15 protein-coding genes are annotated in these 15,277 nt (G+C 66.8%); 8 read left to right on the top strand and 7 right to left on the bottom strand.

Features of this window, described 5'->3' with window-relative positions; genetic code table 11:
- Nucleotides 1-14: 14 nt before the first annotated feature.
- The 4 genes from LWC34_RS55805 to LWC34_RS55790 all read right to left on the bottom strand — a co-directional run bounded on the left by LWC34_RS55805 (nucleotide 15) and on the right by LWC34_RS55790 (nucleotide 3,862).
- Complete coding sequence (locus LWC34_RS55805) at nucleotides 15-1,214, bottom strand: CynX/NimT family MFS transporter (protein WP_233734933.1); 1,200 nt, start codon at nucleotides 1,212-1,214, stop codon at nucleotides 15-17.
- A 113-nt stretch (nucleotides 1,215-1,327) separates the two neighbouring features.
- On the bottom strand, nucleotides 1,328-2,053 hold the full coding sequence (locus LWC34_RS55800) for a VOC family protein (RefSeq protein ID WP_233734931.1): 726 nt from the start codon (nucleotides 2,051-2,053) through the stop codon (nucleotides 1,328-1,330).
- 610 nt (nucleotides 2,054-2,663) lie between these two features.
- The gene (locus LWC34_RS55795; protein WP_233734930.1) at nucleotides 2,664-3,443 is read right to left on the bottom strand and encodes a maleylpyruvate isomerase family mycothiol-dependent enzyme; all 780 of its coding nucleotides are present in this window, start codon (nucleotides 3,441-3,443) and stop codon (nucleotides 2,664-2,666) included.
- Complete coding sequence (locus LWC34_RS55790; RefSeq protein ID WP_233734928.1) at nucleotides 3,440-3,862, bottom strand: SAV_6107 family HEPN domain-containing protein; 423 nt, start codon at nucleotides 3,860-3,862, stop codon at nucleotides 3,440-3,442. The genes LWC34_RS55795 and LWC34_RS55790 overlap by 4 nt, the downstream gene beginning before the upstream one ends.
- Nucleotides 3,863-4,060: 198 nt before the next feature.
- Between LWC34_RS55790 and LWC34_RS55785 the strand changes: the two genes are divergently transcribed.
- Nucleotides 4,061-4,576, top strand: a complete 516-nt coding sequence (locus LWC34_RS55785) for a YbaK/EbsC family protein (RefSeq protein WP_233734926.1) — start codon at nucleotides 4,061-4,063, stop codon at nucleotides 4,574-4,576.
- A gap of 1 nt (nucleotide 4,577) precedes the next feature.
- On the top strand, nucleotides 4,578-5,150 hold the full coding sequence (locus tag LWC34_RS55780; protein WP_233734924.1) for a GNAT family N-acetyltransferase: 573 nt from the start codon (nucleotides 4,578-4,580) through the stop codon (nucleotides 5,148-5,150).
- Nucleotides 5,151-5,206: 56 nt separating this feature from the next.
- On the opposite strand, the gene LWC34_RS55775 is transcribed toward LWC34_RS55780, so the two are convergent.
- Nucleotides 5,207-5,920 (bottom strand): hypothetical protein, encoded by a 714-nt coding sequence (locus LWC34_RS55775; RefSeq protein WP_250109485.1) that lies wholly within the window; start codon nucleotides 5,918-5,920, stop codon nucleotides 5,207-5,209.
- Between the two features lie 230 nt (nucleotides 5,921-6,150).
- On the opposite strand from LWC34_RS55775, the gene LWC34_RS55770 reads away from it, so the two are divergent.
- Together LWC34_RS55770 and LWC34_RS55765 are read left to right on the top strand one after the other, a co-directional pair.
- The gene (locus LWC34_RS55770) at nucleotides 6,151-7,146 is read left to right on the top strand and encodes an aldo/keto reductase (protein ID WP_233734920.1); all 996 of its coding nucleotides are present in this window, start codon (nucleotides 6,151-6,153) and stop codon (nucleotides 7,144-7,146) included.
- A complete protein-coding gene (locus tag LWC34_RS55765; protein WP_233734918.1) occupies nucleotides 7,146-7,757 on the top strand; it encodes a TetR/AcrR family transcriptional regulator in 612 nt (203 codons plus the stop codon). Before LWC34_RS55770 ends, LWC34_RS55765 begins: the two co-directional genes overlap by 1 nt.
- On the opposite strand, the gene LWC34_RS55760 is transcribed toward LWC34_RS55765, so the two are convergent.
- Complete coding sequence (locus tag LWC34_RS55760; protein WP_233734916.1) at nucleotides 7,716-9,377, bottom strand: DUF885 domain-containing protein; 1,662 nt, start codon at nucleotides 9,375-9,377, stop codon at nucleotides 7,716-7,718. The genes LWC34_RS55765 and LWC34_RS55760 overlap by 42 nt on opposite strands.
- Before the next feature lie 125 nt (nucleotides 9,378-9,502).
- On the opposite strand from LWC34_RS55760, the gene LWC34_RS55755 reads away from it, so the two are divergent.
- The gene (locus tag LWC34_RS55755; RefSeq protein WP_233734914.1) at nucleotides 9,503-10,150 is read left to right on the top strand and encodes an LppM family (lipo)protein; all 648 of its coding nucleotides are present in this window, start codon (nucleotides 9,503-9,505) and stop codon (nucleotides 10,148-10,150) included.
- 169 nt (nucleotides 10,151-10,319) lie between these two features.
- Here the strand turns inward: LWC34_RS55755 and LWC34_RS55750 are convergent, their stop codons facing one another.
- Nucleotides 10,320-11,207 carry a methylenetetrahydrofolate reductase gene (locus LWC34_RS55750; RefSeq protein ID WP_233734912.1) on the bottom strand — a complete coding sequence of 296 codons (888 nt, stop codon included), beginning with the start codon at nucleotides 11,205-11,207 and terminating at the stop codon, nucleotides 10,320-10,322.
- 68 nt (nucleotides 11,208-11,275) lie between these two features.
- On the opposite strand from LWC34_RS55750, the gene LWC34_RS55745 reads away from it, so the two are divergent.
- From LWC34_RS55745 to LWC34_RS55735, 3 genes are all read left to right on the top strand, one after another.
- A complete protein-coding gene (locus LWC34_RS55745; protein ID WP_233734910.1) occupies nucleotides 11,276-12,346 on the top strand; it encodes a polyprenyl synthetase family protein in 1,071 nt (356 codons plus the stop codon).
- Nucleotides 12,343-13,809: a phytoene desaturase family protein gene (gene crtI, locus LWC34_RS55740; RefSeq protein WP_233735044.1), complete on the top strand. Its 1,467-nt coding sequence runs from the start codon at nucleotides 12,343-12,345 to the stop codon at nucleotides 13,807-13,809. The genes LWC34_RS55745 and crtI overlap by 4 nt, the downstream gene beginning before the upstream one ends.
- 63 nt (nucleotides 13,810-13,872) lie before the next feature.
- Nucleotides 13,873-15,246: a hypothetical protein gene (locus LWC34_RS55735; RefSeq protein ID WP_233734908.1), complete on the top strand. Its 1,374-nt coding sequence runs from the start codon at nucleotides 13,873-13,875 to the stop codon at nucleotides 15,244-15,246.
- The last annotated feature ends 31 nt before the right edge of the window (nucleotides 15,247-15,277 follow it).

Below are 15,277 nucleotides of genomic sequence, written 5' to 3'. Positions count from 1 at the left end.
CGGCGAATGGCTGTCTAGCGAATCATCAGGTTGCGGCCGGCGCCCAGACCCATCACTGCCTGCACCGTGACCGCGGCCATCAGCACGATCAGCGGCAGCGTCCAGCTGTGGGTCCAGTCGTGCAAGGCGCCGAAGAGGACTGGGCCGGTGGTCGCGAACAGATAGCCGATCGATTGCGCCATCCCGGAAAGTGCCGCCGCGCCAAAGGAATCCGCGGCTCGCAAGGTGAAGAACAGCAATGCGAGCACGAAGCAGATCCCGCTTGCGAGGCCGACAACGATTGCCCAGAGCACGGCCAGTTCCGGCGCCACGAGGATGCCGATGTAGCCGACGAGACTGAGCAGTGAGCCGCCCGTTGCCAGTAGGCGTTGGTCACGCATCTTGTTGGCCACCAACGGGATTGCCGCGCTCATGGTGACGCCGAGGACCTGCAACAGGAGCAGCAGCCAGCCGCTGTTCTCCTCGCTTATCCCGTTGTCGTTCATGATCGCCGGGAACCACGCCAGCACGATGTAGAAGCCAAAGGACTGCAGGCCCATGTAGGCCGTGACTTGCCAGGCCAGCGCAGAACGCCACGGCGTGCGTGCTGACGCGGCAGGCTCCACGGCTGGCCGTGCTTGACGGCCGAATGCCTGTGGCGCCCAGATGGCGAACCCGATCAGCGCGAGCCCGGCCAGTGAGCCCAACGCCGTGCGCCAGCCGCCTGGCAATGCACCGGCCAGGGGCACCGCAAGTCCGGACACGACTGCTCCGACGACGCCCATCGTCACCGAATAGAGGCTCGTCATCGGCGCGACGCGGTCTGGAAAGTCGCGCTTGAGCAGGGCAGGCAGCAGTACGTTGCCCACCGCGATGGCCAAACCCAACATGATCGTGCCCAGCCAGAGCATGCCGATCACCGGCACCGAGCGCAGCACGATTCCGATGGCGAGCGCGAGGAGCGCGTACCACGTCAACCGTTCCATGCCGACCCGTCGGGCCAGCCTTGGCACCTGCGGCGAGAACACCGCGAAGGTCAACAGTGGCAGCGCACTGAGCAGACCGGCCTGCCCGGCGCTGAGTCCTTCCGATCGCCTGATCGTCTCCAGCAGCGGCCCGACCGATGTCAACGCACCTCGAAGGTTGGCCGCGACCAGGAGAATCCCGGCAATCAGCAGTACCCGCCGTGCGGTCGTCACCCGGGTGTCCGCCGCCCGATCGCTGATCGTGCTCACGCCCGCGCTCATGTCACCGCCCAAATGGTCTTCAGCTTCGCCGACGGATCATCCTACGTATCTATCGACGATCGGCCAATGACGCATTGTGAGCAGTTTCTCGGCTACTTGGCCTAACGCGGCGTCAGTACACAGAACTCGTTGTCCTCCGGATCGGCCATCACCTCCCATGGCACGTCTCCCTGACCGATGTCGATCGGCCGGGCACCGGCCTTGGTCAGCCTCGCCACTTCGGCCCGCTGATCCACACCGGCGTATGGCCGGACATCGAGGTGCAGCCGGTTCTGGCCGGTTTTCGGCTGGTAACCGCCAAGAAACTCGAGCCACGGCCCGCGAGCGTTGGGCGCACGCAACCCAACATCTCCGTTGGCCTCGCTCTTGCGCTCGAATCCGGCCGCATTGATCCAGAATTCAGCGAGACTGTTCGCGTCGACCGCCTGGACGACGATCGCCGCGATTGGGCCCGCGTCGTGGTAGATCTCACGCGGTTCGAGGACACAGAACTCGTTGCCGTCCGGGTCGGCCATCACTTCCCACGGGACATCGCCCTGCCCGATGTCGATCGACTTCGCGCCGAGGTCCCTGGCTCGCTCGATGATCTCGGCCTGGTCGGCGGGGCTGGCGCTGGCCAGATCGAGATGAATGCGGTTCTGGGCGGTCTTCGGCTCGTCGGCCTGATCGAACACGAGATCCAGATCCCAGCCTTGGGACTCCGGCGCCCGGACATCGATTTCGCCGTGCTCGCGCACCAGGTCCCAGCCCAGCAGCTGCGACCAGAACTGGCTGAGCGCTTCCGGGCTCGCGGTGGCGATGATGACGTTGACGAGTCTCGTGGACATGGGACGCACGCTAGCAGCGGCTACCGACAAATTCAGGAAAGCGTTGAGGGATAAGGAAAAGGGTTTCGCGGGTACGGGCGGGATGGCTACGGCAAGGGGACGGGGGTGAGAGGCGGGCAAAGGCGGCGGCCTTCGGGCAGCCGATGTGGTGACGATGACCGCCCAGCGCTGGGTGGCGGGATAAGGAGTGGCGAGGGAGGCAGGAACAGACGGCAGCGGCAATAGTGCGGTCGAGGCGAGGGTCCGCGTAGGCGGCAGGGCAGAGGATCGCGGGGTTGCCGGGGGATGGCAAGGGTCGTCGCGACGGCGGGGTCGCAGCGGTGGCGGGGGTCGCGGCGGGTCGCAGTGTGGCGGGGTCACTGCGATGGCAGCACGGTCACAGCGGCGACGGCAGGGCCACGGCGGTGGAACGGTGGCCAGGGCAACGGAGATCGCGGCAAGGCCTACGGGTGCGGTGGCGGAACGTTGGCACAGCAGCGGGGATCGCGCGGCGGCGGTGGGATCGGGGAAACGCATGGCTGGGCAGGAGGGCGTCGGCTGCGGACTGGTCAGCACGGCGCCCTCCTGCTTTCTACAGGCCGCCGCGGGGCGGCCGGGCATTTCTCTTGGGTTAGCGGGTTGCTAGGCGTAGCAGGGCCCACATTTGGTTTATCGCGTCGATGTCTCCTTCTCTGTTCACCGCTCGCTCTGGCATTCGGCCCCAGAGGTAGCGGTAGACGTTCGATGGTGGGCCGGTTATCTCCGCGTCTACTCGGCCTCTATCCGCACGGTCTATGTCCCTGCCGGGGACGCGCCATGCGCCGAGGCCGCCTGTCGTTACGCGAACCAGCCACGCTTTCTCGCCGGCTCGGACGGCGACTGTGCCGTCTGTTGTTCCTACGACACCCTGGACCGTCAATCTGTGGCCGAACCAGAGGGTGAGGATTTCGTCGATGCCGTCGACGGCTACTTCGTCCGCGATCTCTCCGATCGGGAGGTCCGTTGCCGCCTGGACATCCACTCTGTGGATCACCGTTTCGTGTGCCATCCGGCGTCTCCAGAAACCGTATGTCGGATCCGCCGCCCACCAGGTTGAGCAGGGTTCCGCCGGATCGTGCCTGGCCAGTTCGTCTACGAGTTCACGTGTTCCGGTGATCACGTAGTCCCGCAATGACTGGAATGGGCCTGGCTCGCGTTGCCAGGTTTCCGGGGAGTCCCCGGTCCTTATCCACGCCAGCGCCATCCGGTACACGCTGCCTATGTGCCTGGCCGTTTCCCCGACGGTCAGGCCTGGGCAGTTCGGGATCCTCAGTTCTTCTCTCGCTCCGTCCACCGTCTCTGCCAGCACTGTGGCTTCGATTTCCAGGATGTCCAGCAGTCTTGTCAGATCGATCAGTGCCCGACCGTTCACCCCGGGACAACCCGGGCGATCAGACCGATGAACTGACTTGCCTGCCTGACCAGGTCGTCCGCCGATCGGGCGCTGACCAGCCGGACTCGGCCTGCCTGCACCGCCGCCCTTGTCGACGAGCATGCCGCGAAGAACGCGGCCCACTCGCGCAGTTCGGGCGCGACGGATGACAACAACGTCCACGCACTGGTGGGGCGGGCGCGGCCCCGGTGCGGACGGCCTCGGTGCGCGAGCATCGCCGCCGCCGCTTTCAGCGCGGACAGGTACGCCTGAGTGAACCGCTCAGCGGGTTCGGTTTCCGCCTCCGCCGCCGCTATGCCGCATTCGGCCTGCCAGAGCAGCGCCGCCGGTGTTCCCGATGCCCATGAGCGGTTTCCTCGACGCGAGGGGGAGCTTGGGAAGTCGACTGTGGTTGACATCTGGGCCTCCTCACGTCTCGACGCGGCCAGGGCGGCCACATCGAACCCACCGTGGGGAAGCCGGTGGACCCGGTGGCGAGGCGCTTCCCCCGCCCCACCACCGGGCAGCCGTGTTCGATTTCGAACACACGTTCGAGTGTACCTGCGTGATGACAGCCGCTCAAGCTGCTTAAACCGAGGTCATGGTGTGATTAGCGGGTGACATCCACCGACCATCCGGCCGTCGCCAAGTTCACCGTGGCCCTGCTAGAGGCGGGGCTGACCGAATCGGCGGCCGGCATCCGGATCCTCGACGACGAGGTGCGGACCGCGGCAGCCGCCGCGAACGCGCTGGACATCGAGGTCGGCGCGATCGCCAACAGCCTCATCTTCCGTGCCACGTACGGCGAAGAAGTCGAGCCGCTGCTAGTGCTCACGTCCGGCGCACACCGCGCGGACACCAGGCAGGTCGCGAGCATTGTCGGGGCGGATCGGATCGACAAGGCCGACCCGGCGTTCGTCAAGGAGAACACCGGTCAGGCCATCGGCGGGGTCGCGCCTTCGGGCCATCCGCAACGGATCCGCACACTGGTGGACAACCATTTGGCCACGTACACGGTGGTTTGGGCGGCGGCTGGGCACCCTAAATCCGTGTACCCCACTACGTTCGAGCAGCTCGTCGCCCTCACCGGGGGGACAGCTGCGGACGTTCGAAGCGTGGAGGATGATTCCTGACGTGACCGCGGTGCCATCGCACAAGAGCCAGCTCGTCGAGCTGTCGGCCGACGCGTTGCGGTCGCGGCTTTACGAGGCGTTAGGCCTGTACGTCACGGCCATGGGCTACCCAAAAGGAACTGCCGAACAACGGGCGCCGATGTGGCTTGCCCACATGCTGCGGGACGGGTGGCGCTGTGTCGCGGCGGTCGACCAGAACGACGAGCTGACCGGGATCTGCTACGGCTACCGGGGCGCGCCCGGCCAGTGGTGGCATGAACAAGTCCGCCGCGGCGTGATCGAGCTGGCCGGTCCTGGCGTCGCTGACGAATGGATGCGCGACTACTTCGAGCTGACCGAGCTGCACGTGCGGCCCGACAGCCAGGGCAGGGGAACCGGCGAGCGCCTGCTGCGGATGCTGCTGGACAACGTGCCGAACGATCGCGTGCTGCTGTCCACTCCCGAAGGCCGGACGAGGGCGTGGAGCCTCTACCGCCGGGTCGGGTTCGTCGATGTGCTGCGTAACTACCGGTTTGCCGGTGATCCACGGCCGTTCGCCGTGCTTGGACGTCAACTGCCGATGTCGTCCTCGTGAGTGGTTAAGCGTGTTCTAACCCGCTTAACCACTCACGAGGAGAATCTGTTGCTCACCTAGGGCACTGGCGGTGCCGGGGGCTCCGGGGCAGGCGGTGCTGGTGGAGCAGGAGGCGCCGGGGGTGCTGGTGGCGCGGGCGGCTCCGGGGCCGGAGGCGCTGGGGGTGCTGGCGGCGCGGGCGGTGCCGGTGGAGCTGGCGGGGCCGGAGGCGCGGGTGGCGCAGGCGGAGCTGGTGCGGCGCCCGGTACAGGCAGTGCCACAGGCAGGCACTTTCCGGTGTTGATCGCGGTGACGGCCGTGCCCAGCTTGGTGATCGCGGCGGTTGTTGCCGCGGCATCCGGCGGCGTCGCGAGTGTGGCGCTGACCCCGCCCAGCACTGCACTCAGCAAGTTCACGGTCGGTGCCAGGCACGCGTCCGCGGCCTTTGGCGCCGGTGGAGCAGGCGGTGCGGGCGGTGCGGGAGGTGCCGGAGGCGCGGGCGGTGCCGGTGGCGTGGCCGTCGACGAGGGCAACGACGGCAGACAACCGGCTTCCTGGGCGCCAGCAACCGCGCTGTAGATGTCACCGAGCGCGCTCTGCAGTTTGGCCGGGTCGGCGACCGCCGCGTCCACTGCCTTCACGGCAGCGACCAATGTCTTGACCGCCGGGGTGTCGGCTGTGCATTCGACCCGGACCGGGTCGGCCCGGTTCGGGGACGCGGCGCTCGGGAGGGCCACCGCGGCCAGGCCCAGTGCTGCCAACGACAGCACTACGGGCAATCGTTTGGACATCGGATTCTCCTTGTTTTTTGTCCCGGCGAAAATCCGGGCGAGGCCGATGGTAAGCACCGCCACACCACCTTTGACCTGCCAAAACGTCGGATTTCACCGGTTAGGGTGGCCCGAGTGGCGTTACGCACAGGAAGTGGTTAGATACCGTTCGCAACCACTCAACTGACAAATATTGAAATCTGTCATCGCGATGTGCATACTTGAGTCACCATTACAACAAGGAGGACCCTGTGCGAAACCGTCGACTTGGCAAGACCGGCCCGGAGGTGTCCGAGCTGGGCCTCGGCGCGATGGGCATGTCCGATATGTACGGTCCGGCCGATGAGACCGAGAGCATCGCGACGATTCACGCCGCGCTGGACAGCGGCGTCACCCTGATCGACACCGGCGACTTCTACGGCATGGGCCACAACGAGATGCTCATCGGCCGCGCGCTGCAGGACCGCAACCGCGACGACGTGGTGATCAGCGTGAAATTCGGCGCGCAGCGCTCCCCCGCCGGTCCGTGGCTCGGCTACAACGCCAGTCCGAACGCGGTGAAGACAGCGCTCGCCTATTCGCTACGCAGGCTGCGTACCGAATACATCGACATCTACCGGCCGTCCCGGCTGGACCCGAACGTCCCGATCGAGGATACGGTCGGTGCCATCGCCGAAATGGTCGAGGCGGGATACGTCCGGCACATCGGCCTGTCCGAGGTCAGCGCGGACACCATCCGCCGGGCCAACGCCGTGCACCCGATCTCCGACCTGCAGATCGAGTACTCGCTGATCAGCCGGAGCATCGAGCAGAACATCCTGCCGACCCTGCGGGAACTGGGCATCGGACTGACCGCGTACGGCGTGCTGTCGCGCGGCTTGCTGTCTGGGCACTGGACGCAGGACCGCGAGAACGCCGCGACCGACTTCCGCGCGCACAGCCCGCGGTTCCAGGGCGAGAACCTCACGCACAACCTGCAACTGGTCGAGGCGTTGCGGGAGATCGCGGACCGTAAGTCCGTCTCCGTCGCCCAGATCGCGATCGCCTGGGTACTGTCACGGGGTGAAGACATCGTGCCGCTGGTGGGCGCCCGCAGGCGGGACCGGCTCGCCGAGTCGACAGGCGCCGTGGACGTTGAGCTGTCACAGGAAGATCTCGACGTGATCGAGCAGACCGTGCCGCGCGACGCGGCCGCGGGCGACCGGTACGCGCCCACGCAGATGCAAATGCTGGACAGCGAGCGCTAATGGCCGAAACCCTCACCACGGAACAGATTCTCGAAGTGGCGCAGGACGTCCTGCGCCGCTTCGGCCCGAGCAAGGCAACCGTTGTGGACGTCGCCCGCGCCCTCGGTGTCAGCCACGGCAGTGTCTATCGGCATTTCCCGAGCAAGGCAGCGCTACGGGAAGCCGTGACGCGGCAATGGCTGCACCGTACGCACGTGCCAGTCGCGCAGGCGGCGAAAGCCGATCTGCCCGCGCCCGACCGGCTGCGGCACTGGCTGGCCACGCTGTTCGACGCCAAGCGGCACAAGGTGTTGGACGACCCGGAACTGTTCGCCACCTTCTCCGCACTGGTGCGGGAGAACAGCACGGTGATCGCCGACCACGTGCAGGAGCTGACCGGCGAGATCGCCGGGATCCTGCGGGACGGCGTCGAGGCTGGCCTGTTCGCACCGATCAACGACGTCAACGCCACCGCGCGCGCCGTTTTCGATGCCACCAACCGGTTTCACGATCCGGCTCACTCCGGCGACTGGGACCGGGACGGCATCGACAAGGCCTTCGACGCCGTCTGCTCCCTTGTCCTTGCCGGGCTAACCGCGCAGGCTGGCCGCGAGGTTGTCCAGTCCCATTGAGCCGAGGCGCAACGCGCGCTGGTGGAAGTCCTTGATGTCGAAGGCTTCCCCATCGCGGCGACGCGCCTCATCACGCAGCTGCAACCAGTAGCGCTCGCCTAGCTTGTACGACGGAGCCTGCCCCGGCCAGCCGAGGTAGCGGTCGATCTCGTCGCGCACGATGTCGCCGTCGGTGATTGTGCGGGTCAGCATGAACTCGAGGCCGAGCTCCGGCGTCCACCGCTCGCCGTCGTGGAATCCGCTGCCTGCCGGGATTTCCAGCTCGAGGTGCATGCCGACGTCGATGATCACCCGCGCGGCCCGGAACAGGTGGGCGTCGAGCATGCCCATCAGATCGCCGTCGTCGGTGAGGTAGCCGAGTTCCTGCATGAGGCGCTCCGCGTACAGCGCCCAGCCTTCGCCGTGCCCGGAGACCCAGCCGAACAGCCGCTGGTAGCGGTTGAGCGACTCGGCCTGGTACACGCCGGTCGCGATCTGCAGGTGATGCCCCGGCACGCCCTCGTGGTACACAGTGGACACTTCACGCCATGTGCTGAAGTCGTCGCGGCCGCTCGGCAGCGACCACCACATCGTGCCCGCGCGGGAGAAATCGTCACTCGGCCCGGTGTAGTACGCGCCCGCGCCACCGCCTTCCGGCGCGATCTTGCAGTCCAGCCGCATCAACGGATCCGGGATGTCGAAGTGCACACCCCGCAACGCGCTCGACGCGTTGTCCGACAGCTGTTGCATCCACTGCTCGAACTCGGCACGCCCCTGGATCCGGTAACGCGGATCAGCGTCAAGTTCGGCCGCTGCCTCGGAAAGCGTCGCGCCCGCCTTGATCCGCTCGGCGACCGCGGTCATTTCCTTTTCCACACGGAAGAACTCGGTCCAGCCCCACTCGTAGGCCTCACGCAGATCAAGCTTCGCGCCAAGGAAGTAGCGCGACCACAGCTTGTAGACGTCCTCGCCGACGGCGTCCTTCTTCGGTGCCTTGTCGGAGATGCCCCGCAGGAAGCGCGCCAGGTCCGCGTAGGCATCGGACGCCTGCCGCGCGGCGGTTTCGAGTTCGGTCGTCTGTTCGGGAGCGTCCTCGATGAACTTCGCGAAGAACGACTCGCCCTTGGCACCAGACCAGGTCTCGCACTGCTCGGCGACCTTGCTCACCTGGCGCAGGGCGGCCAGCTGGTTGCGGTTCGCCGCGTCCAGCAGGCTCTCCTTGATCCCTTCGATCGCCGCGGGCACCTTGGCGAGCTTGGTCCGGATGGCCTCCCAGTGCTCCGCGGTTTCGGCGGGCAGCAGGTCGAACACCGCGCGGACGTTCTGCACCGGGCTGGCGAGCACGTTGATGTTCCCGATGTCCAGCCCCGCGTCGGCCAGCTCGAGTTCGATGCCGACGCGTTCGAGGAAATGCGCTTTCGCCGCGTACTCGCTCTCATCAGCGGGTTCGAGCGCCTCGATCTCCCGAACAGCACGGGCAGCGAGCTCGGTGCGCTGCCGGTAACCGTCAGGAGAGAAGTCGGTCATCTCCGACTCGTAACCGGACAGCCCGGCATAGGTAGCGGTGATCGGGTCAAGCGTGGCGTACTCGTCCACGAACCGCTCACTCGCGCCGTGGACCCCCGCAGTGTGATTGGCCATATCCGGGACGTTACCCGGTGCGGATATGCGTGGGACCCGCCGGATTTCGCAAAGGACTGGACAACGATGGCATAGTGACCGGCGTGCGCCTGGCTCCCCACCGTTCAGCCCGCCGGTGGGCTGTTGTGCCGCTCCTCCTGCTGCTGGCTTTGTCGCTCAGCGGCTGCGTCCGTGTTCGCGCGGCGATGGCGGTCGACGCCAACGACCTGATCTCCGGCACTTTGGAAATCGCCACCGTGCAGGTCAAGCCTGAGGAGGTCGGCCCGGCGCTCAATGTCCCGGCCGAGCTGTCCAGCCAGGTGACCATGGAGCCTTACAAGGCCGATGGGTACGTGGGCCAGACTGTCCGGTTCAATCAGCTCAGCTTCGACCAGATGCGGACTCTTACGGAGTCGATCAGCTCGTTCACCAGCCGGTATCGGTTGAACTTCCGGCGGTCTGGCGACATCGTCTCGCTCGCCGGGGTCGCTGACCTGAGTCAGCTTCGGCCCGACGGGGTCGACGTGCAGCTCAAGATCGCGTTCCCTGGCCCTATTGGCCGGACCAATGGCGAGCTGGAGATGGACAGCAACATCTCTTGGAAGCTCAACGCCGGGCGGATCACCGATATCACCGCTACTTCTCAGTACAGCTCGGGTTCTGGGATGTCTTGGATGCGGTGGGTGCTGCTGGTTGGCGCTGGGGCGGTCGGGACGGCGCTGATCGTGCTGGCTTTAGCGCTGTTCACGCATCGGCATAACCGGCGCAAGGAACGGATGGCGGAGTACGTCTAGGTCCGCGACCAAACCCCACGCAGCCCCCACCGCTCCCGGGGGCGACCCCGAGGCCAGTCTATCGGGCATAGGGCCTGGTCGAAGGGTCAACGGCTGGCTGTGGACAACCAGTTTCGCGAATGGGCCATTGGCTTCATCACGCTGTCCACAGGGCCGTTGAAAGTCTTGCTTAAGCCGTGCGGCTGGGCACCAGACCGAGCCTGCCGAGCACCTCTTTTGTCGCCTTTGCCCGGTTGAACGTGTAGAAGTGCAGCACGTCAACGCCCTCGGCCAGCAGTTGTTCGCACATCTCGGTGACCACGTTGATGCCCTCGGCCCGGAAAGCCTTGGGATCGTCCATCAGCGGCTCGAGCCGCGCGGCGATCTGCGGCGGGACGGGCGCGCCGGACAGCTCCACCACCTTGCTCAGCATCTTCGGCGCCGTGAGTGGCATCACACCGGGCAGGATCGGGGCGTCCCCGCCACGGCTCGCAACACGGTCACGCAGCCGCAAAAAGTCCTCGGCGTTGTAGCAAAGTTGCCCGATCGCGAAGTCCGCGCCCGCGCGGAACTTCTGCACCAGCCGGTCGGCATCCGTATCGACGTCCGCGCATCGCGGGTGCCCGTACGGAAACGCCGCTACGCCAACGCAGAAGTCGCCCAGTTCACGCACAAGGCGCACGAGGTCCTCGGCGTAGTTCAGGCCTTGCGGGTGCTTGACCCACTCCCCCATCGGGTTGCCGGGCGGGTCTCCGCGCAGCGCGAGCACGTTGTGCACCCCTACCGCCGCGTACCAGCCGATGACGTTGCGCAGCTCGGCGACGGAGTGGTCGACGGCTGTGAGGTGTGCCATGGGCACCAGCGTGGTTTCACGAGCCACACGGCCGGTCGTACGGATTGTGCGGTCGCGTCGGGAGCCGCCCGCGCCGTAGGTCACCGACACGAATGCCGGGTCCAGGCCCTCGAGCTCGCGGATCGAGCGCCAGAGAATCTGCTCGTCGGCGTCGTCTCGGGGCGGCATGAACTCGACAGAGAACGTGGCTCTGCCGATATTGATGCGCTCCAGCACGGAGGTCATGCCACAAGCCTATCGGGACTGACGACCCCGCCGCGTCGGCCAACCGAGCAGGGCGTCACGATGGAGGTGTGCATCCGACGACCATCGACGAGTCCGTTAGAGCCCACGTCGAGCGGACCTTGACCGAGTACCTGGCGGCCAAGCAGTCCACTATGGCCAGCCTGACCCAGGAGCTGGCGGACGCACTCGACGCTCTGGTCGAGTTCATCCTGCGGGGCGGCAAACGTATCCGCCCGACGTTCGCCTGGTGGGGCTGGCGTGGCGCGGGCGGCGAGCCGGACGCCCCGGCTGTGCTGCGGGCCATCAGCGGCCTTGAGCTGATTCAGGCGTGTGCGCTCGTGCATGACGACCTGATGGACGCTTCCGCCGTCCGGCGGGGTTCGCCAACTGTGCACGTGACGTTCGAGCGGCTGCACCGCGAGCGGGGTTGGCTGGGGACCTCTGAGCGGTTTGGGATGGCGGCCGCGATTCTGCTCGGCGATATCGCGCTGGCCTGGGCGGATGACATGTTCTACGGCTCTGGCGCATCGGCGAACCGGATCGCTGCGGCCAGCGAGCCGTGGCAGGCGATGCGCTCGGAGATGCTCGCGGGCCAGTACCTGGACATCCTCACGCAGGTCGAGGGCGACGAAACGCCTGAGGCCGCGCTGCGCGTCGCCCGGATGAAGACCGCCGCGTACACCGTCGAACGGCCGCTGCAGATGGGCGCGGCGCTGGCGGGCGCGGATCCTGAGCTGATCGAGCGGCTGCGGGCCTTCGGCGCCGACATCGGTGTGGCTTTCCAGCTGCGTGACGACCTGCTTGGCGTGTTCGGTGACACCGAGGTGACCGGCAAGCCCGCCGGTGATGACCTGCGTGAAGGCAAGCGGACCCTGCTTGTCGCGCTCGGCGTGCGGAACGCGGGTGAAGCGGGCGCGGCGGTGCTGCGCAACTGCCTCGGCAACCAGAACCTGACCAGCGAGGACGTCGAGCAGGCCCGTGCGGTGCTGCTCGAGTCCGGCGCCGTTGACGCGGTCGAGGCCAAGATCGAAGCGCTGACGTCCACGGCCATGGAGGCGCTGCAGTCGGCTGACCTCGCCGAACCCGCAGGTGACCGGCTTGCCGAGCTCGCGGTGACCGCCACCAGGAGGAACCACTGAGAACCGTCACCGGCCGCACCGACCACGTCATCGTGGTTGGCGCCGGTCTCGCGGGTCTGTCCTGCGCGCTGCACCTGCTCGGGTCCGGGCGTCAGGTCACGGTGCTGGAAACCGAGCCCACCGCGGGTGGACGTGCCGGTCAGATGCGGATCGGCGACTACACGGTCGACTCGGGCGCGAGCGTGCTCACCATGCCCGAGTTGATCGAGGACGCGTTGGCGCAGGTCGGGGCGCCGATGCTGGACCTGATCAAGCTGGATCCGGCGTATCGGGCGCACTTCGCCGACGGCAGCACGATCCACGTGCACACCGACGCCTCCGCGATGGAAGAGGAGGTCCGCAGGGTTGCCGGGCCCGCGGAGGCGGTCGGATACCGCAGGCTGCGGAAATGGTTGTCCGAGCTGTACCGGGTCGAGCGGGATTCCTTCATCGGCGCCAACTTCGACTCGCCGCTGGATTTGCTGGGTTCGCAGTTGGCGAGCCTGGTCGCGCTCGGCGGGTTCGGGCGGCTCGGGCCAGCGATCGCGAGGTACTTGTCGGATGAGCGGTTGCGTCGGCTGTTCTCGTTTCAGTCGTTGTACGCGGGTGTGCCGCCTAAGCGGGCTTTGGCGGCGTACGGCGTGATCGCGTATATGGACACCATTGCGGGCGTGTGGTTCCCGCGCGGTGGTGTGTCCGCGGTCGCCGCGCACATGGCCAAGGCAGCGTCTGACGCGGGCGCTGACGTGCGATATTCCTGTGGCGCTGCGTGGTTGGAGCGCGTCGGTTCTCGTGTGACGGCCGTGCGTACGACTTCGGGCGAACGGATCCCCTGCGACGCCGTAGTTCTGACGCCGGACCTACCTGTTGCTCGTGGACTGCTGGGACTGCCGTCGCGTCGCGTGGTGCCGTTGCAATGGTCGCCGTCTGCCGTGGTGCTGCACGCGGGTGTCGACCGTTCGTGGGACTCGCTCGGGCATCACACGATCTTCTTCGGGCGCGCGTGGGACAGGACGTTCGACGAGATCATCAAGCGCGGGCGGCTGATGAGCGACCCGTCGCTGCTGGTGACAAGGCCTACCGCGACTGACCCGACGCTCGCGCCGGACGGGCGCGAAGTGGTTCAGGTTCTGGCGCCGTGCCCGAACCTGTGGACGTCGCGGATCGACTGGCCGCGCGTCGGTCCTCGATACCGCGACGAGCTGATCAGCGTACTGGAACAACGCGGGCTGACCGGTTTCGGCTCGTCGATCGACGAGTACACGCTGATCACGCCAGCCGACTGGGAAGCGCAAGGACTCGGCGCGGGCACGCCGTTCTCGCTGGCGCACTCGTTCCGGCAGACCGGGCCGTTCCGGCCACGCAATCTGGTGACCGGCGTGGACAATGCCGTGCTTGCGGGCTGTGGCACGACTCCTGGCGTCGGGATTCCACCCGTCGTGATTTCCGGGCGGCTCGCGGCACAGAGAATCACCGGAAGGTAGCGAATTTGTGCCGGACTGGGCCGTCGAGTCGACTTCGGCCAGTAGTCAACTACCGTTGAACGCGTGATACGGCACGGATTTGGCACCCTGTTGGGGGCAATCCTGCTGTTGTCCACCGGGTGCACCAGCGATGATCCACCGCTTGACGCGCCAGCGTCCGCGCCGAAACTCGTCGTTGCCGAAGCGGTCGAGCAATCCATTGTGGACCTCAAAAGCGCCGGTGCGGTCCGCTACAACGGGTCACTGACCGCGCCCGCAGGCGACAACGTCACGATGCAGGTCACGGTGACCAAGGCCGGTGAAGCGATCGGCGAGCTGTCGGTCAACGGCCTGCCCGCGACCGTCCTGGTCGTCGACCACACGCTGTATCTCAAGGCCGGACTGGATTTCTGGCTCAAGCTGTCCGGCGTGCCCGACTCGACCGCGCCGACCGTGGCCGACCACTGGGTGAAGGCGCCCGGTGTGCTGCTCGGCGTCGACATCGAGCGGATCTTTGACACCGAGACCCTGTCGGGCATGTTCGGCAAGCCGGTCACCGCGCAGGCGCCCGACGCGGCCAAACGCACGAAACTGGCCGGTCAGGACGTCATCGAGGTGCCGACCGACACCGGTGTGCTGTATCTCGGCGTGAACCCGCCGTACGGGCTGGCCCGGTTCGACCTGACCAAGTCGGGCAAGACGGACCCGACCAAGGTGCGTGACCTGGCGTTCAGCGTTTCGGACGCGACCAGCGACATGGCCGCGCTCTACCGGGACCTCGCGGGCAAGGCCGCCGAGCTGGAAACCGCGTACGACCCGTTCACCGGGGTCAAGCAGGGCACGTACAAGTTCCAGAACTGCACCGCGAACAGCTGCTCGATCGCGGTCGAGCTGACCAACGTCGGCAAACAGGCCGCCAGGGTCGCGGTCAAGGCGACGTGGACCGGCGGCGGCAACGTGATCGGTTCGTGTGAGAGCCGGGTCGGCCCGTTGCAGCCAGGCCAGGCAGGCAGTGCGACGTGCACGTTGTCCTCGCCACAGTGGACGCAGTTCTACCGGCGCGCGCAGTCCGTGGCCGGGCAGCACCCGTACGGCGCCGAATGGACCGCCATGGCGCTTGTCACGCCGCCTGATCCGACCGGACTGCGCAAATTGGCCACGTCAGCGGAGACTCCCGTGGCCAACGTGCAAGGCAACCAGCACGTGTACGTGATCCGCGACGACGCGGGCACGCAGGACAAGCAGATCTGGAAGTACGGCGTCGCGACCGGCTCAGACTGGCGGAAAATCCCGGATGAGCAGCTGAAGTTCTGCACGGCGGGCTGTGTCGTCGACGAGGTCGCGGCCACCGGCGACCCGGCTTCCGCGCACGCTTTGGCTCGTCAGCTCGTCGATGCCTACCGTGGCCGCGTCGGGCAGTGCCCGCCCGCCCAATGGGTCGGTTGTTCCCCTAAGTAGGGCTTGACCTGGGGTTGTAAGGTTGATGTAA

Source organism: Kibdelosporangium philippinense (assembly GCF_021390435.2).
In the GTDB taxonomy this organism is placed as follows: Bacteria; Actinomycetota; Actinomycetes; order Mycobacteriales; family Pseudonocardiaceae; genus Kibdelosporangium; species Kibdelosporangium philippinense.
This window is presented reverse-complemented; position numbering and strand designations above follow the sequence as displayed.

Bases quoted from the DNA above. Each gene is read 5' to 3' on its own strand.
- LWC34_RS55800 (WP_233734931.1), bottom strand. From the start codon at position 2,053: ATGTCCACGAGACTCGTCAACGTCATCATCGCCACCGCGAGCCCGGAA.
- LWC34_RS55790 (WP_233734928.1), bottom strand. From the start codon at position 3,862: ATGTCAACCACAGTCGACTTCCCAAGCTCCCCCTCGCGTCGAGGAAAC.
- LWC34_RS55775 (WP_250109485.1), bottom strand. From the start codon at position 5,920: ATGTCCAAACGATTGCCCGTAGTGCTGTCGTTGGCAGCACTGGGCCTG.
- LWC34_RS55765 (WP_233734918.1), top strand. From the start codon at position 7,146: ATGGCCGAAACCCTCACCACGGAACAGATTCTCGAAGTGGCGCAGGAC.
- LWC34_RS55760 (WP_233734916.1), bottom strand. From the start codon at position 9,377: ATGGCCAATCACACTGCGGGGGTCCACGGCGCGAGTGAGCGGTTCGTG.
- LWC34_RS55750 (WP_233734912.1), bottom strand. From the start codon at position 11,207: ATGACCTCCGTGCTGGAGCGCATCAATATCGGCAGAGCCACGTTCTCT.